This window comes from Gordonia sp. 852002-50816_SCH5313054-c, from assembly GCF_001665925.1.
Classification (GTDB): Bacteria; Actinomycetota; Actinomycetes; order Mycobacteriales; family Mycobacteriaceae; genus Gordonia; species Gordonia jacobaea.
The window spans coordinates 87,662-107,288 of record NZ_LZTE01000058.1 but is presented as its reverse complement, the minus strand read 5'-3'; the positions used below and the strand labels follow the sequence as shown (position 1 = coordinate 107,288).

The 19,627-nt window shown below is 65.4% G+C and carries 16 protein-coding genes and 1 tRNA gene; 12 read left to right on the top strand and 5 right to left on the bottom strand.

Going from position 1 to position 19,627, the window contains the following annotated elements; all coding sequences use genetic code 11:
• Positions 1-46 precede the first annotated feature (46 nt).
• On the top strand, positions 47-1,450 hold the full coding sequence (locus tag A5788_RS14340) for a DoxX family protein (RefSeq protein ID WP_231894269.1): 1,404 nt from the start codon (positions 47-49) through the stop codon (positions 1,448-1,450).
• A gap of 102 nt (positions 1,451-1,552) precedes the next feature.
• Here the strand turns inward: A5788_RS14340 and ilvD are convergent, their stop codons facing one another.
• The 3 genes from ilvD to A5788_RS14325 all read right to left on the bottom strand — a co-directional run bounded on the left by ilvD (position 1,553) and on the right by A5788_RS14325 (position 5,636).
• Entirely contained in the window at positions 1,553-3,397 is a 1,845-nt protein-coding gene (ilvD, locus tag A5788_RS14335; protein ID WP_049698402.1) for a dihydroxy-acid dehydratase, read from the bottom strand.
• Between the two features lie 329 nt (positions 3,398-3,726).
• On the bottom strand, positions 3,727-5,070 hold the full coding sequence (gene mgtE, locus A5788_RS14330; protein ID WP_064870240.1) for a magnesium transporter: 1,344 nt from the start codon (positions 5,068-5,070) through the stop codon (positions 3,727-3,729).
• Between the two features lie 56 nt (positions 5,071-5,126).
• Positions 5,127-5,636: a PH domain-containing protein gene (locus A5788_RS14325; RefSeq protein WP_064870239.1), complete on the bottom strand. Its 510-nt coding sequence runs from the start codon at positions 5,634-5,636 to the stop codon at positions 5,127-5,129.
• Positions 5,637-5,971: 335 nt separating this feature from the next.
• Here A5788_RS14325 and A5788_RS14320 point away from each other — a divergent pair, with 335 nt between their 5' ends.
• The 3 genes from A5788_RS14320 (at position 5,972) to ilvC (ending at position 9,551) form a co-directional block, all read left to right on the top strand.
• Positions 5,972-7,942, top strand: coding sequence for an acetolactate synthase large subunit (locus A5788_RS14320; protein ID WP_064870237.1), 1,971 nt, complete (start codon positions 5,972-5,974; stop codon positions 7,940-7,942).
• Positions 7,939-8,439: an acetolactate synthase small subunit gene (gene ilvN, locus A5788_RS14315; protein WP_049698398.1), complete on the top strand. Its 501-nt coding sequence runs from the start codon at positions 7,939-7,941 to the stop codon at positions 8,437-8,439. The genes A5788_RS14320 and ilvN overlap by 4 nt, the downstream gene beginning before the upstream one ends.
• 98 nt (positions 8,440-8,537) lie before the next feature.
• Positions 8,538-9,551, top strand: a complete 1,014-nt coding sequence (ilvC, locus tag A5788_RS14310) for a ketol-acid reductoisomerase (protein WP_049698397.1) — start codon at positions 8,538-8,540, stop codon at positions 9,549-9,551.
• 168 nt (positions 9,552-9,719) lie between these two features.
• Here ilvC and A5788_RS14305 read toward each other — a convergent pair whose 3' ends face one another.
• Complete coding sequence (locus tag A5788_RS14305) at positions 9,720-10,382, bottom strand: peptidase S1 family protein (protein WP_049698396.1); 663 nt, start codon at positions 10,380-10,382, stop codon at positions 9,720-9,722.
• A 344-nt stretch (positions 10,383-10,726) separates the two neighbouring features.
• Here A5788_RS14305 and serA point away from each other — a divergent pair, with 344 nt between their 5' ends.
• The 4 genes from serA (at position 10,727) to A5788_RS14285 (ending at position 14,918) form a co-directional block, all read left to right on the top strand.
• On the top strand, positions 10,727-12,322 hold the full coding sequence (gene serA / locus A5788_RS14300; protein ID WP_064870235.1) for a phosphoglycerate dehydrogenase: 1,596 nt from the start codon (positions 10,727-10,729) through the stop codon (positions 12,320-12,322).
• Positions 12,319-13,329, top strand: coding sequence for a 3-isopropylmalate dehydrogenase (locus tag A5788_RS14295; protein ID WP_049698394.1), 1,011 nt, complete (start codon positions 12,319-12,321; stop codon positions 13,327-13,329). Before serA ends, A5788_RS14295 begins: the two co-directional genes overlap by 4 nt.
• Positions 13,330-13,578: 249 nt before the next feature.
• Positions 13,579-13,929, top strand: a complete 351-nt coding sequence (locus A5788_RS14290; RefSeq protein ID WP_064870233.1) for a GntR family transcriptional regulator — start codon at positions 13,579-13,581, stop codon at positions 13,927-13,929.
• Entirely contained in the window at positions 13,926-14,918 is a 993-nt protein-coding gene (locus tag A5788_RS14285) for a hypothetical protein (RefSeq protein ID WP_064870231.1), read from the top strand. Before A5788_RS14290 ends, A5788_RS14285 begins: the two co-directional genes overlap by 4 nt.
• A 33-nt stretch (positions 14,919-14,951) precedes the next feature.
• On the opposite strand, the gene A5788_RS14280 is transcribed toward A5788_RS14285, so the two are convergent.
• On the bottom strand, positions 14,952-16,169 hold the full coding sequence (locus A5788_RS14280; protein ID WP_064870230.1) for an MFS transporter: 1,218 nt from the start codon (positions 16,167-16,169) through the stop codon (positions 14,952-14,954).
• 171 nt (positions 16,170-16,340) lie between these two features.
• Here A5788_RS14280 and A5788_RS14275 point away from each other — a divergent pair, with 171 nt between their 5' ends.
• The 4 genes from A5788_RS14275 to A5788_RS14260 all read left to right on the top strand — a co-directional run bounded on the left by A5788_RS14275 (position 16,341) and on the right by A5788_RS14260 (position 19,614).
• Positions 16,341-17,114 carry a fumarylacetoacetate hydrolase family protein gene (locus A5788_RS14275; RefSeq protein WP_064870228.1) on the top strand — a complete coding sequence of 258 codons (774 nt, stop codon included), beginning with the start codon at positions 16,341-16,343 and terminating at the stop codon, positions 17,112-17,114.
• Positions 17,111-17,935, top strand: a complete 825-nt coding sequence (locus A5788_RS14270) for an alpha/beta fold hydrolase (RefSeq protein ID WP_064870226.1) — start codon at positions 17,111-17,113, stop codon at positions 17,933-17,935. Before A5788_RS14275 ends, A5788_RS14270 begins: the two co-directional genes overlap by 4 nt.
• A 43-nt stretch (positions 17,936-17,978) precedes the next feature.
• Positions 17,979-19,457, top strand: coding sequence for a glutamate--tRNA ligase (gene gltX / locus A5788_RS14265; RefSeq protein ID WP_064870225.1), 1,479 nt, complete (start codon positions 17,979-17,981; stop codon positions 19,455-19,457).
• Positions 19,458-19,542: 85 nt separating this feature from the next.
• Positions 19,543-19,614: transfer RNA gene (locus tag A5788_RS14260), tRNA-Gln, on the top strand.
• Positions 19,615-19,627: the final 13 nt, after the last annotated feature.

Here is a 19,627-nt window from a genome sequence, read left to right as displayed (position 1 = left end):
GCGCTGTTGGGAGGTGGCCCGTTGACGACGCTCTACAGTCGACTGTGTGACTGAACGAGACGACCGGACTCCTGCCGACGACGTCTCCGGAGCGGCGTCGGGCTCCGACGATCACGGGCGCGGCACCGGAACCGGGCGCGTGGCGGCCGGTAACGCGGAGACCGGCAGCAACGAACCCTACGTTGGTTCCGACGGCGACTCGGCGAGTCCGTACGACGAGACGACCGGACGCATCCCCATCCAGCAACGCCCGGCCGACGACCGAGATGCCTTCTACGACAGGCATTCTCGCGGACGTATGACTCGCGTCGACGAACTCGACGATCTCGATCCGGACGAGGTGCACACCCGCCCGTTCTCTGCGACCCCGTCGGCCGCGAAGAACATGCCGACCGGGAAGACGACGCCACGGGCAGGCACGTCGACGCCGCCCTCGGTGGCGTCCCCGCCGCCGCCCGCGGGGGAGACAGGACAGCGCCGGCGCCGCAGGCCCGCGCCGCAACGCGGCGACGACGCCACAACCGAACGCTTCGAGAGTCCCGCCGCAGCACAGGAGCCCGCAACGCCTGTACCCGCAACGCCTGTACCCGCAACGCCTGTACCCGCAACGCCTGTACCCGCAACGCCTGTACCTCCAACGTCTGTACCTGCAACGTCCCAGCCCACGCGCGGGTACGCGGAGGTCGCCGATCCCTCGGCCGACAGCTCGTCGGAGCGCCACGACACGGCCATCATCGACACGGGCAACCCCGGGTCCGACCCTGCCACCCCCGAACCCGCCGATACGGCTGCCTTCGACAGTGCGCACGCCCACTCTGCCCACACCGACCCTGCGCCTGCGCAGGTGCACTCCGACCACGACGACTCGGTCGCGGTCGCCGAGCCACGCGCGCGACGCGGCACCCTCGACCTCGGGCTGCTGCTGTTACGCGTGGCCGTCGGTGTCGTCGCGATGGCGCACGGCTTGTCGCGGCTGTTCGGTTGGTGGAACGGCACGGGCCTCGACGGGTTTCAGAACGAACTCCTCAACCCCGCGAACCCCGCGATCGGGTTCGCAGCCGATGCCGCCAAGCCGCTGGCGGCAGGCATCGCGCTCGCCGAGACGATCGGCGGACTGATGGTGATCGTCGGGCTGCTCACGCCGATCGGAGCGTCGGCGATTCTCGCCGTGGCGCTGCTGGCAGCGGCATTCAAAACGACCATCGCCGGTGGATTCGAGTTCTTCGCGAGCGCAAACGGCGTCGAGTTCGAGCTCACGATGGCCGCTGCCGCCGCAGCCATCATCCTCACCGGGCCGGGGCTCTACTCGCTGGACTATCCGCGTGGCTGGGCTCGCAGGCCGTTCGTCGGCTCTGTGTTGTGGCTGGTCGTCGGGATCGCCGTCGCCTGCGTGATCTGGATCTTCTGCAACGGCACCGACCCGTTCACCTCTCCGGGCAACCCGAGCTGACGGCCCCGCAATAGAGACAGCCCCGCTACAACTACAGAACGCAATGAAGAAGGGCCCGACCAGTTGGTCGGGCCCTTCTTGTCGGCGTTCTTCGCCAGGCGCTCAGTCGACCCGGCGAACAGCGCCCTTGTCAGCGGATGTGGCCAGCTTGGCGTAGGCGCGCAGCGCTGTCGTCACCGTGCGCTGGCGATCCTTGGGCTGCCATGGACGCTCGGAAGCCTCCATCTTGGCGCGACGCTCGGCGAGCACGTCGTCGTCGACGAGCACCTTCAACGCGCGGGTCTTGACGTCGATGAGGATCGGGTCGCCGTCTTCGATCAGACCGATGACGCCGCCCGCAGCGGCCTCGGGCGAGATGTGGCCGACCGACAGACCCGACGAGCCGCCGGAGAACCGGCCGTCGGTGATCAGCCCGCACTTCTTGCCCATGCCGGTGCCCTTCATGAAGGCGGTCGGGTGCAGCATCTCCTGCATTCCCGGGCCGCCGGACGGACCCTCATAGCGCACGACGAGCACCTCGCCGGCCTGGATGGTCTTGGACAGGATGACCTGCACGGCCTCTTCTTGGCTTTCGACGACGCGCGCGGGACCCTCGAAATGCCAGAGGTCTTCGCTGATGCCTGCCGTCTTGAGCACGGCCCCGTCCTCGGCCAGATTGCCCTGCAGCACACACAGTCCGCCCTCTGCGGTGTACGCGTGCTCGACGTCGCGGATACAACCGCCCTCTTCGTCGGTGTCGAGTGAACTCCACCGGTTCTTCGTCGAGAACGGTTCGACGGTCCGCACGCCACCTGGCGCGGCATGGAACAGTTCGATCGCGGCGTCGGTGGCCTTGCCGCCGCGGATGTCCCAGTCGTCGAGGGCGTCGGCCATGGTCTTCGAGTGCACCGTGGGAACGGTGTCGTCGATCAGTCCGCCACGACGAAGCTCGCCCAGGATGGCGGGGATGCCGCCGGCGCGGTGGACGTCCTCCATGTGGTAGTCCGAGTTGGGTGCGACCTTCGACAGGCACGGCACGTTGCGGCTGATCTCGTCGATGACATCGAGATCGAAGTCGGCGACCTCACCTTCCTGAGCGGCGGCGAGGATGTGCAGCACGGTGTTGGTCGAGCCGCCCATCGCGACGTCGAGCGCCATCGCGTTGCGGAAGGCCGTCGTGGTCGCGATGCTGCGCGGGAGCACCGAATCGTCGTCGTCGCGGTAGTAGCGTTTGGCCGCCTCGACCACGGTGGTGCCTGCGCGACTGAACAGGTCGTAACGCGCGGCGTGTGTCGCCAACGTCGAGCCGTTGCCCGGCAGCGACAGACCGAGTGCCTCGGTCAGGCAGTTCATCGAATTGGCGGTGAACATCCCGGAGCAGGAACCGCACGTCGGGCAGGCCGAACGCTCGACCTCGGTGAGGCCGTCATCGTTGACGTCGTTGTTCGCCGACGCCGAGATGGCGGTGATGAGGTCGGTTGGCGCCTGCGCGACACCGTCGACGATCACGGCCTTGCCCGCTTCCATCGGGCCACCCGAGACGAAGACCGTCGGGATGTTCAGGCGCATCGCGGCATTGAGCATGCCGGGAGTGATCTTGTCGCAGTTCGAGATACACACCAGGGCGTCGGCGGTGTGCGCGTTGACCATGTACTCGACAGAGTCGGAGATGATCTCGCGGCTCGGCAGCGAATAGAGCATGCCGCTGTGACCCATTGCGATGCCGTCGTCGACGGCGATCGTGTGGAATTCGCGGGGAACGCCGCCTGCGGCGCGCACGGCATCGGCCACGATCTCGCCGACGTTCTTGAGGTGCACATGGCCCGGCACGAACTGCGTGTACGAGTTCGCGATCGCAACAATCGGCTTGCCGAAATCGTCATCGGTCATGCCGGTGGCACGCCACAGTGCGCGGGCTCCGGCTGCTTCTCGTCCGACGGTGGTGGTTCGCGACCTCAGGGCTGGCATGGGAATTCCTCGATCGTTCGGTGTCCGCGCGAGGCGGACCGTGTGGACTCGCGATGCGCCGACTACGGCGCTGTGACGTGTCAACGCCACACCAGACGCGAATATTCGCTCACCGTCTTCGTGTGCGATCGGAAACGTTCGTCTGGCCTGACACCTCGGCGGGTCCGCACCGGGTTCGACTGGGCTGAGCCAACTCGCGTCGTCACTCCGATGGGCGTGGCGACGCGGGTTCGCTCATCAACGGTACTCCCCGCTGACGTGCGGGAACAAAACAGATGTCGGCCGACGGCCCGGTCGTGCCGGCCGCCCAGCGCTTCAGCTGCAGCGGTTCAGATACCCAGTACCGATTTGGCGATCATGAAGTAGAGCAGCAGGCCCGTTGCGTCGCAGAAGGTCGAGATGAACGGAGTGGAGAACACCGCGGGGTCGACCTTGATCGACTTGGCGATCAGCGGCATGAGTCCGCCAACCGTCGCGGCCATGGTGCAGATCGACACGATGGTCACGCCGATGACCGTGCCGATCCGGAAGTCGTAGACCAGGCCCGCGACCACGAATCCGACGAGCCCCAGGCTGACGCCGAGTGTCAGTCCGACTCGGAACTCCTTGCCGACGACCCTGACAACGTCGCGAGGTGTGACGTCGTTGACGGCCAGGGCTCGGGTGACCGTCACCGCGGCTTGCGAACCGGTATTGCCGCCGATACCGGTCAGCAAGGGGATGAACAGGGCAAGAGCCACCATTTCGTCGAGCGTCGCCTCGAAGATCTCGAGCACGTTGACGGTGAGTATCGCCGAGATGGCAAGGACGAAGAGCCACACGATCCGTGATCGCGTGATGGAGAAGACCGAGGCGAGCAGGTACGGCTCGTCGAGTGGTTCGCTTGCGCCCGCACGTGCCTCGTCGACGTCGCGGGCCTGCTCGATCACCTCGACTGCGTCGTCGAGGGTCAGCACCCCGACGACCCTGTTCTCGCTGTCGACGACCGGCATCGCGAGGATGCCGCGGTCGACGCAGCGCTGTGCGGTCGACTCCGCGTCGTCGTCGGCGTTGGCCGCGACGGGCTTGCGCATGAGGTTGCCGACGGGGGTCTCGGGCTCGGCGAGCAGGAGATCGCGCAAGCTCACCACGCCCTCGAGGACGCGATGGCGATTGATCACCGGGATCGTGTAGATCGTCTCGACCTCGGAGCCGCGCTCCTTGACGCGCGCGAGAGCCGCGGCGACCGGTTCGTCGACGTAGGCATGGACTATTTCGGGGCTCATCCTCCTGCCGACCGAACCTCGTGGGTAGCCGAGGACGACGCCGGTCGCGTCACGTTCTTCGGGCGTCAGGTCTGCGATCAACGTCTTGGCGACGGCCGCGGGCAATTCATCGAGTAGTTCTGCGCGGTCGTCGGGATCGAGGTTGTCGAACGCCTCGGCGACCGCCGTGGTGCCGAGGTCGTCGATCAGGTGACGCTGCGACCGCGGGCTGAGGTCGTCGAAGACGTCTACGGCGACGTCCTTGGGCAGTAGTCGAAACGCGATACCGCTGTGCTCGCGGGGGAGTCTGTCCAGAATGGCCGCAACGTCGTGGTGGGGGAGGCTGGCCAGGTATTCAGACGTCTGGGCCAGCTCGCCCGCGTTGATCAGGTCGTCGATGTCGTGGGCGGAAACAGTGGGGCTTGCCACCTGAAGAACCTTAACGCGAAGGCCGGGATCGGGCCGGGCCAGCAGCGCAGGTGATGTCAGGATTCTGCTGCTGCGGCCGCGGCGTACGGATCGGGGATGCGGCCGCGACTCGCAGCCGACAGCAACGGGAGGTCGCGGAACATCAGCGCGGGCAACCGGACCCTCGATCCGTCGGACAACACCGCGCGCACGGGTCCCCACTTGGAGAACTGGAGGCCCGCGATGTCCGACCACGCGATGTGCCTGGTGCGGAACGTGCCGACCGCGGTGATCCCGTCCTCGGTGACGACGGTCCGGATTCGTCCGATCCACAGGGCGAGCAGGATCGGGATGATCAGCGTCCAGCCGAGCCACACCAGCGACGTGCCCGCCAGGATGATCGCCACGACGAACGCCGCGGGCACTGCGAAGTACGCCAGCTTCTGTACCCGGAATGCCTGTGGCAACTCGACTGCGTCCTCTGCCGATGAGTCCTCGTGTGACAGGTGATCCTCACGAGACAGGTCCTCGCTCGGGGGGACGTCGTCGGGGAGGTCGCTGGAAGTCGGCTGGTCAGACGAAGGCACGACCCCATTGTGACATCCTCGCGAGACTGCCCTTCATGCAGTGCATTCCCACGATGTGGGACTCAAGTGTCCGTAGTTTGACTCAGTGATGTGCACAGCCCTACCGTGAACGACGTGATGCACAAGGATCTTCTCGTAGTAATCGGCCGGCGCGTCGTCGCCTGATCGGTCACTTCGTAGACCCAACAAGCATCGACGCGCCACCCTCGAACAGCCTTGCTGTCGGGGGTTTTTTGTTGTCAACGACATGGTGAACCGATCTCCATGCGCAATCACAAATCAATCGAATCCCAGTCCGTCGCAGGACGCCGAACAGAAGATGTGAGGACCGTGCAGTGAGCGCACCAACAGCACGCGCCGCCAGCGGGGCCGATGCCACAACCGAGCCCGCAGCCAAGAGTAATGGCACCGCAGCCAACGTGCTGCGCGAACAATCACCGGCGGCGGGCACGCTCCGCGCCGTGCCGCAGAACACCGTCGCACCCGAGCGGGTCAGCGGCGCGCAGTCGGTGGTTCGATCACTCGAAGAGCTCGGCGTCGAGGTGGTTTTCGGTATTCCGGGCGGCGCTGTTCTGCCGGTCTACGACCCCCTCCTGGACTCGCAGAAGGTGCGCCACGTTCTCGTTCGTCACGAGCAGGGCGCTGGTCACGCTGCCACCGGCTACGCACAGGTCACCGGCCGCGCCGGTGTCATGATGGCGACTTCGGGTCCCGGTGCGACCAACCTCGTCACGCCGCTGGCCGACGCGCAGATGGACTCGGTGCCCGTCGTGGCGATCACCGGCCAGGTCGGCCGGGCACTGATCGGTACCGACGCGTTCCAGGAGGCCGACATCTCCGGCATCACGATGCCGGTCACCAAGCACAACTTCCTGGTGAGCAATGCCGTCGACATCCCCCGGGTCATGGCCGAGGCGTTCCACATCGCCGAGAGTGGCCGTCCCGGAGCGGTTCTCGTCGACATCCCCAAGGACATCCTGCAGGCGCAGACCACCTTCTCGTGGCCGCCGCAGATCGATCTGCCCGGCTACCGTCCGGTGACCAAGCCGCACGGCAAGCAGGTTCGTGAGGCAGCTCGACTGATCAACGCCGCGAAGCACCCCGTGCTCTACGTGGGTGGTGGTGTGATCAAGGCCAACGCGTCGCCCGAGTTGCTCGAGCTTGCCGAGCTGACCGGCATCCCCGTTGTCACCACGCTGATGGCTCGCGGTGCCTTCCCGGATTCGCACCAGCAGCACCTCGGCATGCCCGGCATGCACGGCACCGTGGGAGCCGTTGCGGCACTGCAGCGTTCGGACCTGTTGATCACTCTCGGCGCCCGCTTCGACGACCGCGTCACCGGACAGTTGGCGTCGTTCGCGCCCGACGCGAAGGTGATCCACGCCGACATCGATCCCGCCGAGATCGGCAAGAACCGCGTTGCCGATGTCCCGATCGTCGGCGACTGCAAGGCGGTCATCTCCGATCTGATCGAGACGCTGCGCAACGAGCGCGCCACCAGCGACACGTCGCAGGATCTCACCGAGTGGTGGGCCTACCTCGACCGCATCCGCCGCACCTACCCGGTGAGCTACGACCGTCCCGCCGACGGCTCGATGTCGCCGGAGTTCGTCATCTCCCGCGTCGGGCAGCTCGCGGGCCCCGACGCCGTGTACTGCGCGGGCGTCGGTCAGCACCAGATGTGGGCAGCACAGTTCATCTCCTACGAGAAGCCGCGCACCTGGTTGAACTCCGGTGGTCTCGGCACGATGGGCTACGCCGTTCCCGCGGCGATGGGCGCCAAGATGGCCGATCCCGACGCCGAGGTGTGGGCCATCGACGGCGATGGTTGCTTCCAGATGACCAACCAGGAGCTGGCCACCTGCGCGATCGAGGGCATCCCGATCAAGGTGGCACTGATCAACAACGGCAACCTCGGCATGGTCCGTCAGTGGCAGACGCTCTTCTACGAGGAGCGCTACTCCAACACCGACCTCTCGACCCACTCGCGACGCATCCCCGACTTCGTCAAGCTCGCGGAAGCGTTGGGCTGCGCGGCATTCCGCGTCGAGAACGAAGCCGACGTCGACGACGTGATCGCCCAGGCGCGTGAGATCAACGACCGCCCGGTCGTCATCGACTTCATCGTCGGCGCCGACGCCCAGGTCTGGCCGATGGTCGCAGCCGGTACCGGCAACGACGAGATCATGGCCGCACGCGACATCCGGCCGCTCTTCGACGACGACGAGTCGGCCGCCGAGGACGTCGCCGACATCCACGAAATCGTCAACCAGCAGACCAATCTCGGCCAGGAGGGTCGGAAGTGAGTACTCATACCCTGAGCGTTCTGGTCGAGGACCTTCCCGGTGTCCTCGCACGCGTGTCGTCGCTCTTCTCGCGCCGCGGATTCAACATCGAATCACTCGCTGTGGGCCCGACCGAGATGAAGGGTGTCTCGCGAATGACCATCATGGTCTCCGTCGAGGACTTCCCACTCGAGCAGGTCACCAAGCAGCTCAACAAGCTGATCAACGTGATCAAGATCGTCGAGCAGGACCCGGCGTCGTCGGTGTCCCGCGAGCTGATGATGGTCAAGGTGCGCTCCGACGCTTCGGTGCGCAGTGAGGTCATCGAGGTCGTGAATCTGTTCCGCGCCAAGGTGATCGACGTCTCGCCCGAGTCGTTGACTGTCGAGGCGACCGGAACGTCGGAGAAACTGGAGGCCCTGCTGCGGATGCTCGATCCGTACGGCATCCGCGAGATCGCGCAGTCCGGTGCGGTCACACTGGGTCGAGGACCCAAGAGCATGTCGGCCAACCGCTGACGTTCTGAAGAAAACAACCTGTCGTAAGACAACATACGAGCCCCGGCCGCGAGACCACTTCGACTGGGGCACAAGTAGATATCGAAGGGAATCCAACTGTGGCGATCGAATTGTTCTATGACGACGATGCCGATCTGTCGATCATCCAGGGCCGCAAGGTTGCTGTGATCGGCTACGGCAGCCAGGGCCACGCGCACTCGCTGTCGCTGCGCGACTCCGGCGTCGACGTGGCGATCGGCCTGCGTGAGGGCTCCAAGTCGCGCGAGAAGGCGCAAGAGCAGGGCCTCAAGGTCATGTCGAACGCCGAGGCCGCCGAGTGGGCCGACGTCATCATGCTGCTCGCACCCGACACCTCGCAGGCCAAGATCTTCACCGAGGACATCGAGCCGAACCTCAAGGACGGCGACGCGCTGTTCTTCGGCCACGGTCTCAACATCCACTTCGGCCTGATCAAGGCTCCGGAAAATGTCACCGTCGCGATGGTTGCCCCGAAGGGCCCCGGTCACCTCGTGCGTCGTCAGTTCGTCGACGGCAAGGGCGTTCCCGCCCTCATCGCCGTCGACCAGGACCCCAAGGGTGAGGGACAGGCGCTCGCACTGTCGTACGCCTCGGCCATCGGTGGTGGCCGCGCCGGTGTCATCAAGACGACCTTCAAGGAAGAGACCGAGACCGATCTCTTCGGTGAGCAGGCTGTGCTCTGCGGTGGCACCGAGGAACTGATCAAGACCGGCTTCGAGGTCATGGTCGAGGCGGGCTACGCACCCGAGATGGCCTACTTCGAGGTGCTGCACGAGCTCAAGCTCATCGTCGACCTGATCTACGAAGGTGGCATCGCCCGCATGAACTACTCGGTGTCCGACACCGCCGAGTTCGGTGGCTACCTGTCGGGCCCGCGCGTCATCGACGCCGACACCAAGGACCGGATGCGCGCCATCCTCTCCGACATCCAGGACGGCACCTTCGTCAAGCGCCTCGTCGCCAACGTCGAGGGCGGCAACAAGGAGCTCGAGGATCTGCGTAAGAAGAACGCCGAGCACCCCATCGAGGTCACCGGCAAGAAGCTGCGCGACCTGATGAGCTGGGTGGATCGTCCGATCACCGAAACCGCCTGATAACCAAGCACTCAGCGCCGGCCCGGTTCCCGTCAGGGAGCCGGGCCGGTGTCGTTGTGGGGGTGGCGGTGGCGCTCGGCGTCGACTTGAAGTCGTTCACGCGAAAACGCAACACCCCGAGGCGGATTGCTTGCCTCGGGGTGTTGCGTCGGTTCTGGGGTCAGTCGATCAGATCAGCGAGAAGCCCTTGTACCTGGTCGATTTGACGTAATCGAGCACGGGGCCGATGTTCGTTCCGGTCTCCGGTCCGATGCAGCCGACGAAGTAGTACGCGTTGACCATGCCGACGAGTCGGTCGCCGACAACCACGGGGCTACCCGAATCGCCTTCGATGACGCAGATCTGTGAGAAGTGAGCGTCACCGTCGGAGAACCACGCGATGCCGCAGGTGTTGCCGGTGGTGCGACCCTGCTTGCACGCGATGGTGGGGAAGCTGAGGGGCGTGGGGTCGATGCGGTTGATCGTCACACCGTTCACGGTGCGCAGCGGTACGACGCGGCTTCTGTCGAACTCGATGATCGCCACGTCTTCTTTGGGATCCGAATAGGTGATGGTGCCCGCCTGGCCGCGGCTCTGGAACGTCTCGGAGACCACCTTCTGTCCCGGCTTGCCACAGTGGCCCGCGGTGATACCGATCAACTCGCCGGTCTTGGCGTTGCCGATCGTGGTGAGGGTGCAGGCGGCCGCGCTGTTGCCTCCTTTGAGGACCAGGATTCCCGAGCCGCCGCCGAGATAGATTTTTGCCGGGGCAGCAGTGGCGCTACCGGACCCCCAGCCGGCAAGCAATACCGCTGCGAGAACAGCCAGCATCGCTGTCAGCTTCCTCATCATTCACATGCTCCACTCTTGTTAACACCGGTCCCGCCTGAGCGGCGGGTCATGCACACCGTAACGGTCAGCGGCCAAGACGATCTGCACCTGGAATCCAGATGCGGTTGCTTTGCAACCTGCTCGTGATGACTCGTGTTGACGATCGCCAGCCGCGTAATGACGATCACAATGTACAGGTGTTTCCTGAGTAAGTGCTTCGACGACGCAGACCGGCTGTTCAGGCGCCTCGGACGCCCCTCTAAGCTGAGTCCCGTACGTCCTTGGCGCTTCGATCACGTCCCTCGACATGTCGACACGTCTTCGGCGTCTCGATTCCTGTGTAACCGATCTACGGAGAATTCACTGTGACCTCAGCTGGCAGTCCGGTCGTCCTGATCGCCGACAAACTGGCCCCCTCGACCGTGGAAGCGCTCGGCGATGGCGTCGAGGTGCGGTGGGTCGACGGCCCTGACCGTCCCAAGCTCCTCGAGGCAGTGGTCGACGCGGACGCAATCCTCGTGCGGTCCGCGACCACCGTCGACGAGGAGGTGCTCGAGGCGGGCAAGAACCTCAAGATCATCGCCCGCGCAGGCGTGGGTCTCGACAACGTCGACGTACCTGCCGCGACCGCGCGTGGCGTGATGGTTGTCAACGCCCCCACCTCCAACATCCACACCGCCGCCGAGCACGCGGTCTCCTTGCTGCTCTCGGCCGCACGTCAGATCCCGGCTGCCGACGCGACCCTGCGTGAGCACACCTGGAAGCGTTCGTCGTTCAACGGCGTCGAGATCTTCGACAAGACGGTCGGCGTCGTCGGGCTCGGTCGCATCGGCCAGCTCGTCGCCGCGCGTCTCGCCGCGTTCGAGACACACGTCATCGCCTACGACCCCTACGTCTCGCCCGCGCGTGCGGCGCAGCTCGGCATCGAATTGGTCAGCCTCGACGAACTGCTCGAGCGTGCCGACTTCGTCACCGTGCACCTGCCGAAGACGCCGGAGACCCTCGGGTTGATCGGCGCCGACCAGCTCGCGCGCACCAAGAAGGGCGTGATCATCGTCAACGCCGCCCGCGGTGGACTCGTCGACGAGCAGGCTCTCGCCGACGCGATCACCTCGGGTCAGGTGCGTGCCGCGGGCCTCGACGTCTTCGCCACCGAGCCGTGCACCGATTCGCCGCTGTTCGAGCTGCCGCAGGTCGTCGTCACGCCGCACCTCGGTGCGTCGACCAGTGAGGCGCAGGATCGCGCAGGCACCGACGTCGCCAAGAGCGTGCGTCTTGCGCTTGCAGGTCACTTCGTTCCCGACGCGGTCAACATCACCGGTGGAGCCGTCGACGAAGAGGTCGCTCCGTGGCTGGAGATGTCGCGCAAGCTCGGCGTCCTGATCGGTGCCCTGAGCAGCGAACTGCCGTCGTCGATCGTCGTCGACGTTCGCGGTGAGCTCGCGTCGAGCAACGTCGATGTCCTCGCACTGTCTGCCCTTCGTGGACTCTTCTCCGCCGCACTCGACGAGCCCGTGACCTTCGTCAACGCACCGACGGTTGCTGCCGAGCGTGGCGTGACCAGCGAGGTCGTCACCAACACCGAGAGCCCCACCCACCGCAGCGTCGTCGACGTCAAGGCCGTCTACGCCGACGGCTCGGTGCAGAACGTCTCGGGTGCGATCACCGAGCCGCGCCAGGTCGAGAAGATCGTCAACATCAACGGCCGCAACTTCGACCTGCGGGCCGAGGGCCTCAACCTGCTCGTCAGCTACGTCGACCAGCCCGGTTCGCTGGGCAAGATCGGCACGCTGCTCGGAAACGCGGGTATCGACATCCTCGCCGCGGCGCTCTCGCAGGACGCCGACGGCGGCGGCGCGACCATGATGCTGCGCGTGAGCACGAAGGTCGACGACGCCGTGGTCGCCGAGATCTCGAACGCTGTCGACTCCACTCTGATCGAGCAGGTGGATCTGTCATGAAACTCGCGGTCATCGCCGGAGATGGCATCGGCCCGGAGGTCATCTCCGAGGCACTCGGAGTTTTGACGACGCTCGTGCCCGACGTGGCGGTCACCGAGTACGACCTCGGTGCTCGTCGCTACCACCGCAACGGAGAACTGCTCACCGACGACGATCTGGCGTCGCTACGTGAGCACGACGCGATCCTCCTCGGCGCCATCGGCGATCCGTCGGTGCCCTCAGGAGTGCTCGAACGCGGCCTGCTGCTCAAGATGCGGTTCGCGCTCGACCATCACGTCAATCTGCGGCCGTCGCATCGCTTCCCGGGGGTGACCTCGCCGTTGGCGGGCGACCCGGACATCGACTTCGTCGTGGTCCGCGAGGGCACGGAGGGGCCGTACACCGGAAACGGTGGAGCGATCCGCGTCGACACCCCGCACGAGGTCGCGACCGAGGTCAGCGTCAACACCCGCTACGGGGTGGAACGAGTGGTGCGCAACGCCTTCGAGCGTGCGACCAACCGTCGTAAGCATCTGACGCTGGTCCACAAGACCAACGTGCTGACGTTCGCGGGATCGTTGTGGAGTCGCACCGTCGACGCCGTCGCCGCGGAGTACCCCGACGTGAGCGTCGACTACTGCCACGTCGACGCCGCGACGATCTACCTCGTGACCGATCCTGGCCGGTTCGACGTGATCGTCACCGACAACCTGTTCGGGGACATCATCACCGACATCGCGGCAGCGGTCAGCGGCGGCATCGGCCTGGCGGCGTCGGGCAACATCGACGCCACGGGCACCAACCCCTCGATGTTCGAGCCGGTGCACGGCAGCGCCCCTGACATCGCAGGGCAGCAGAAGGCCGACCCGACCGCGGCAATCCTGTCCGTGGCGCTCCTGCTTGATCACCTCGGATACGCCGACGAGGCGCGCCGCGTCGAAAAGGCCGTCGCCGACGATCTTCTCGACCGCGACGGCGCGACGCTGTCGACCGGCGAGATCGGCAAGCGCATCCTGGATCGTCTCTAGTCAGCTGTCCTCTTCTCGGGCCGGAACCTTCGGGTTCCGGCCCGAGTCGTTTGTGGCCACTGGCTCAACCCGCGCAGATACTTTCACCCGCTACTTTCACCCGCAGAAACCAACGCCCCTCGGGACATCCGCATGTACCGGTACATACGAGCGACCCACTGGACGTAACTTTCTGCGCAGCGCAGCGCGCGGCAGATCGACCCGGCGACGATAGTTGTTCTACTTGAACTAGAACTATATGATTGGGATGTGCTCATCCGCATCGATACCGCAGATCGCGCGCCGATCTTCACCCAGATCGCCGCGTCGGTACGTGGCGGCATCGCGCGGGGAGAGCTGACCAAGGGGGAGCGGCTTCCGTCTGCTCGCGACCTCGCTGCATCGCTCGACGTCAATATCCACACCGTGTTGCGCGCCTACCAGGAATTGCGCGACGAAGGACTGGTCGAGCTCCGCAGGGGCCGAGGTGCTGTGGTCTCCGGCGATGCGCCGCGCAATGCCGAACTCGCTGATGCGCTGGACCGACTCGTCGACGCGGCCCGCCGCTTCGGAGTCGGGCCAGCGGAACTGAACGTCGAAATCACCAGGAGGATGTCATGAACCATCCGTCGTCTCAACGCCGTTCGGGGAGGGTGGCAGCCGTCCTGTTGGGCACGCTTCCGTCGATCGCGGTGCTCGTCGTCGCGCTGGTGCTCTTGCGGATCTGGCGTGCGGAGCTGCCGAAAGAGATTGCTACGCATTGGAACTCACACGGAGTCGACGGCACGATGAGTGTGATCGGCGTCGTCGCCTCCGTGGTGGTGATTGCGGTTCTCGGCGCGGTTCTCGGAGGTGCGGCAGGGTGGTTCATACGTGACAGTAGGCTGCTACGACTGACGCTCGCACTCGTCAACGGACTGACCGTGTTCATGGTGCTCGGGATCGTGGGTAGCGTTGGCTCCCAACGCGGTACCGCCACGGTGTACGAGATCGGTGTTCCGGCAATCGAACTCGCTGTCGCGGGAGTGATCGGACTGGTCGTGGGTCTGATCACCGCTGCGCTGGTGCGCCCGACCCAGCAGGCAGCACCTGTGTCGGTCGGCGAACTACCGATGGCCGAACTCGCAGTGGGAGAGCGCTTTTTGTGGCAGCGTCGGGTTTCGACGTCGGCGGGTTCGCTGGTCATCCTTGGACTGGTGCTGGTGTCGATCGTCGTGCTCGCGGTGCTCCTGCGGGAGCCATGGTTGTTGCTGCCGGGTGTCATCGCCGCGTTGGCCGGCGCGATCCTGTGGTCTGCCCGCGTGACTGTTGATCGGGAGCGGATCGCCGTGCGAGGCGTTGTCGGATGGCCTCGGATGACCGTCCCGATGAGTGACGTCGTACGCGCTGAGGTCACTCAGGTCAACGCGCTGCGCGACTTCGGCGGTTACGGCGAGCGGCTCTGTGTGCACGGGCGGTTGCGTGGGGTACGCGGGATCGTCCTGCGGTCGGGCCCGGCTCTGTTGATCACTCGAACCGACGGAAGCCGTCAACTCGTCGTCGTTCCCGATGCGCAGCAGGCCGCAGGGTTGGTGAATGCGAGTCTCGCGCAGGCATCCTCGCATCGATGAGTGTCTCACCAGGTGGTGAAAAGCGTCGCGCACTCAGGCGACCAACTCCTCCTGCGGCACTGCGTCTTTCGGGATGAGTGGGGTCGCCACAGCGGGAGCGACAGCGCTGACGAGAAAGGCGAGCGGAAATCCTGCAGCGCCGATCAGGAGTCCGAAGAGGGGTGTGCTCGCCGCCGTTGCCAGGTACTGGGCGGTGTTCTGAATAGCGAGTCCGCGGCCACTCCACTGCGGCCCTGCATATTCGGCGATCGCGGTGAATGCGAGACCGTTGTCGGCAACCGTGATCACCGAGGCAATCATCATCAATGCGGGCGCCAACGGCGTGTGCAGCCAGTCGGTGACGGCGAGCAGCGCCATCGCCGCCGCCGCGCCGAGCGCTATCAGCCGAATCGGCCGCATCCGTGACAACCAGGCATCCGACCAGCGACCGGCCGCGATCCTGCCCAACGCGCCGATCACCTGGGTGATCGTCACCAAAATGCCCGCTGCGGCGGGTGACCAGTGCCGCGCGACGATCAGCCAGGTCGGTACGAATGTCCACAGCATCTGCTGCGGGATCACCAACAAGACGCTGACCGCGTGGACCCGCGCCAGAAACCAGCTCTCGCGGTAGGGGTTTCGACGTTGCGCTGCGGCGGTGGCGCCGGTTGTCGACGGTGTGGGCGGATCGATCACACCGAACACGACGGCAGCCAAACCGATTGCGGTCACGACAGCGGGCACCGCCAGCGCGGCCGCGACGGAGTGTCGTGCGGCGATCACTGGCATCGTCAGTGCGCAGACGCCGATGCCGAGCGGCTGTGCCATTTGCCTGATTCCCATTGCCGTGCCACGCAATTCGGGAGGAAACCATCCGACGACGATGCGTCCGCTCGCGCCGTTGGCCGCACCAGAACCCACTCCGGCGATGAACAGACAGGCCGCGATCGCGACGTACGACGCCTGGGCGGCCGCGGTGATTGCGGCAGCGGATGTGCCGACAAGGGTGACGGAGACCGAGATCAGCAGGATCGTCCGCTCGCCGTATCGATCGAGCAGCGTGCCCCAGCCGACGATCGCGATCATGAGGCCGATCGTCGGGATCGTGGCCAGCACAGAGGCCTGGGCGAGCGACATGCCCTGCTGGGTGTGTAGCGCGGGAATGAGGTAGGCGACACCTCCCACGACGACCGCAGTCGTCATCGCGGCGATGAGCGAGCACGCGAGCATGGTCCAGCGCCTGGTGTTGGTGATGGTGGACGTGGTCGTCATCGCGGACCTCCCTCAGGTGTGTCCTGGCAGCGGTGGCCAGGTGGCGTCGTCGCACATCTCGAACGACTCTCAAATAATGAGATGCAGTGTTCACATTCTAAGACTGATGCGACGTCGGCTCAATTTCACGTCCCACAGAGTGGACGCGATGTGTGCGCTAGTGTTCTAGGTATGCGTCTTGGCCGAACTGCGAGTCCTGATGGTGTGGCTTTCGTCTCGATCGAAGAGTCGGATGGCTCCTCGATCGCCAAGGAAATCGCCGAACATCCCTTTGGTACACCGACGTTCACGGGCAGATCGTGGCCTTTGGCCGACGTCCGATTGCTGGCGCCGATCCTCGCGTCCAAGGTGATCTGCGTCGGGAAGAACTACGCGGCACACGCCGCCGAAATGGGCTCGGAAGCGCCGGAGAGTCCTGTGATCTTCCTCAAACCCAACACCTCCATCGTCGGACCCGAGGTGCCCATCGTGCGTCCGCCGTCGTCGGAACGTGTCGACTTCGAGGGCGAACTCGCCGTCGTGATCGGACGTCCGTGCAAGGACGTGAAGGCTGCCGACGCCGCTTCTGCGATCCTCGGTTACACGGTCGCCAACGATGTGACCGCCCGCGATCAGCAGAAGATCGACGGCCAATGGACGCGCGCCAAGGGCTACGACACCTTCTGCCCCCTCGGACCCTGGATCGAGACCACGTTCGACCCGTCCGACGCTGCGATCACCACCGAGCTCGACGGCGAGGTACGTCAGCGGAGCCGCACGTCGCTGATGCTTCACGACGTCGGCGCACTGGTGGAATGGGTCTCACGCGTGATGACTCTGCTCCCAGGCGACGTGATACTCACCGGAACTCCCGAGGGAATCGGTCCGATGGTTGCCGGACAACGTGTTTCGGTCACGGTCGAGGGCATCGGCACCTTGAGCAATCCGGTGGTCGACAAGCCGTGAGCGGATCGGGCGTCGCACGCGTCAACGGAATAGAGATCGCCTACGAGCGCACGGGGACTGGTCCCGCCGTCGTGATGGTGATGGGCAGCGGCAGCCCCGGTCGGGTGTGGAAGGCCAATCAGGTTCCCGCGCTTGTGAAAGCCGGGTACGAGGTCGTCACATTCGACAACCGCGGGATCGCGCCATCGTCGGAGTGTGCCGACGGCTTCACCCTCGACGACATGGTCGCCGACACCGCGAGCCTGATCGAATCGCTCGGCATTGCACCAGCATTCGTCGTCGGAACCTCTCTCGGCGCACGGATCACGCAGGAGCTTGCGCTTGCGCGACCGGATCTCGTCCGCGGCGCGGTGATGATGGCGACCTATGGGCGCACCACCGTTCTGCAGGAGACCTTCTCGGTGGGCGAGCGTGCGCTCTACGACAACGGGGTCGAGCTGCCTCCCGAGTACGAGGCGGCGATCACTGCCGAGCTGAACCTCTCGGCGCACACACTCGCCGACGATCGCACGACCCGCGACTGGCTCGACGTCATGATGTTCTCGCAGCAGAAGATGACGCCCGGTATGCGCGCGCAACTCGGAATCCACACGAACGAGCCCAACCGACTCGACGCGTACCGACGCATCGCCGTCCCATCGCTGGTCGTCGGATTCAGCGACGACAGACGGCTTCCTGTCGAGCTCGCTCGTGAAGTGGCCGACGCGATCCCGACAGCGGAGTATGCGCAGGTCGAGAAGGCCGGGCATTTCGGATATCTCGAGCAGCCGGCCGAGGTGAATCGACTGCTGGTCGACTTCCTCGGTCGCCACCGCGACTGAGCACGCGGTCGGCGGTCGGTACCCATTCGATACGCTGACCTCCATGAGCAGCGCGCAGGGAGTCCGTGTCCGTTTCTGTCCGTCGCCGACGGGCACACCGCACGTCGGAATGGTGCGGACCGCGCTGTTCAACTTCGCCCAGGCGCGTCATGACAAGGGCACCTTCGTCTTCCGGATCGAAGACACCGACGCCGCGCGCGACAGCCAGGAATCCTACGACGCCATCCTCGAGTCACTGCGCTGGCTCGGACTCGACTGGGACGAGGGTCCGGAGGTCGGGGGCCCGTACGCGCCGTATCGACAGTCGGAGCGTCGCGGCATCCACCAGGACGTCGTCAAGCAACTCCTCGACGCGGGTGAGGCCTACGAGGCGTTCTCGACGCCCGAGGAGGTCGAGGCTCGCCACCGCGCAGCGGGGCGTGACCCCAAGCTCGGTTACGACAACTTCGACCGCGACCTCACCGACGAACAGCGTGAGGCTTATCGCGCAGAGGGACGCAAAGCTGTTGTCCGCCTTCCGATGCCCGACCACGACATCACCTGGAACGATCTCGTACGCGGGCCGACGACCATCAAGGCCGGCGCCGTTCCCGACTTCGCACTCACCCGCGCCAACGGCGACCCGCTCTACACACTCGTCAATCCCGTCGACGACGCGATGATGAAGATCACCCACGTGCTGCGCGGTGAGGACCTCTTCTCGTCGACGCCCCGTCAGATCGCGCTGTATGAGGCGCTCATCCGGATCGGAGTCGCCGAGCGCGTCCCGGAATTCGGGCATCTGCCGTTCGTGATGGGGGAGGGCAACAAAAAGCTCTCCAAGCGCGACCCGCAGTCGAACCTCTTCCACCACCGCGACCGCGGGTTCCTCCCGGAGGGTCTGCTCAACTACCTCGCGCTGCTCGGGTGGGGCTATTCCCACGAGACCGACGTGTTCACGCTCGACCAGATGATCGACAAATTCGACGTCCGCGACGTGAACTCCAACCCGGCGCGCTTCGATCAGAAGAAGGCCGACGCGATCAACGCGGAGCACATCCGCATGCTCGCACTCGACGACTTCGCGGCGAGGCTCAAGGCATACCTGGTCACCCAGGGATTGTTCACCGATCCGATCGACGACGAGCAGTTCGCCACGATCGCAGAACTGGTACAGACCCGCATCCAGGTTCTCGGTGAGGCATGGCCGCTCATGTCGTTCCTCTACGTCAGCGATGACGAGTTCGCGATCGACGAGAAGTCGGCAGCAAAGAACCTCGGAGCCGACGCCGCGCCGGTCCTCGACGCTGCGATCTCGACGCTGTCCTCGCTTGCCGAGTGGAATACCGATGCCATCCAGGAAGCCCTGACGACCGCGCTCGTCGACGGACTCGAGCTCAAACCACGGAAGGCATTCGGACCCGTGCGGGTGGCGATCACCGGATCGCACATCAGCCCGCCGCTGTTCGAGTCGATGGAGTTGCTCGGACGCGACAAGAGCCTCGCGCGGCTCCGCTCGGCGGTGGGCCAGGTGGCCAGTTAGCGGGTCTGACCAGGCGATTTGTAGTAACCCGGTCGGCCTCTGCTAGGCTATCGCAGGTTGTTTTCCTCACGGAGAACGAGACCTTTGGGGTATGGTGTAATTGGCAACACAGCGGTTTCTGGTACCGCCATTCTAGGTTCGAGTCCTGGTACCCCAGCGAAAGCCGGGAC

Coding starts and splice junctions, on each gene's coding strand:
- A5788_RS14305 (WP_049698396.1), bottom strand. CDS start 10,382: ATGATGAGGAAGCTGACAGCGATGCTGGCTGTTCTCGCAGCGGTATTG.
- A5788_RS14275 (WP_064870228.1), top strand. CDS start 16,341: ATGCGTCTTGGCCGAACTGCGAGTCCTGATGGTGTGGCTTTCGTCTCG.
- A5788_RS14285 (WP_064870231.1), top strand. CDS start 13,926: ATGAACCATCCGTCGTCTCAACGCCGTTCGGGGAGGGTGGCAGCCGTC.
- A5788_RS14280 (WP_064870230.1), bottom strand. CDS start 16,169: ATGACGACCACGTCCACCATCACCAACACCAGGCGCTGGACCATGCTC.
- ilvD (WP_049698402.1), bottom strand. CDS start 3,397: ATGCCAGCCCTGAGGTCGCGAACCACCACCGTCGGACGAGAAGCAGCC.
- gltX (WP_064870225.1), top strand. CDS start 17,979: ATGAGCAGCGCGCAGGGAGTCCGTGTCCGTTTCTGTCCGTCGCCGACG.
- A5788_RS14295 (WP_049698394.1), top strand. CDS start 12,319: ATGAAACTCGCGGTCATCGCCGGAGATGGCATCGGCCCGGAGGTCATC.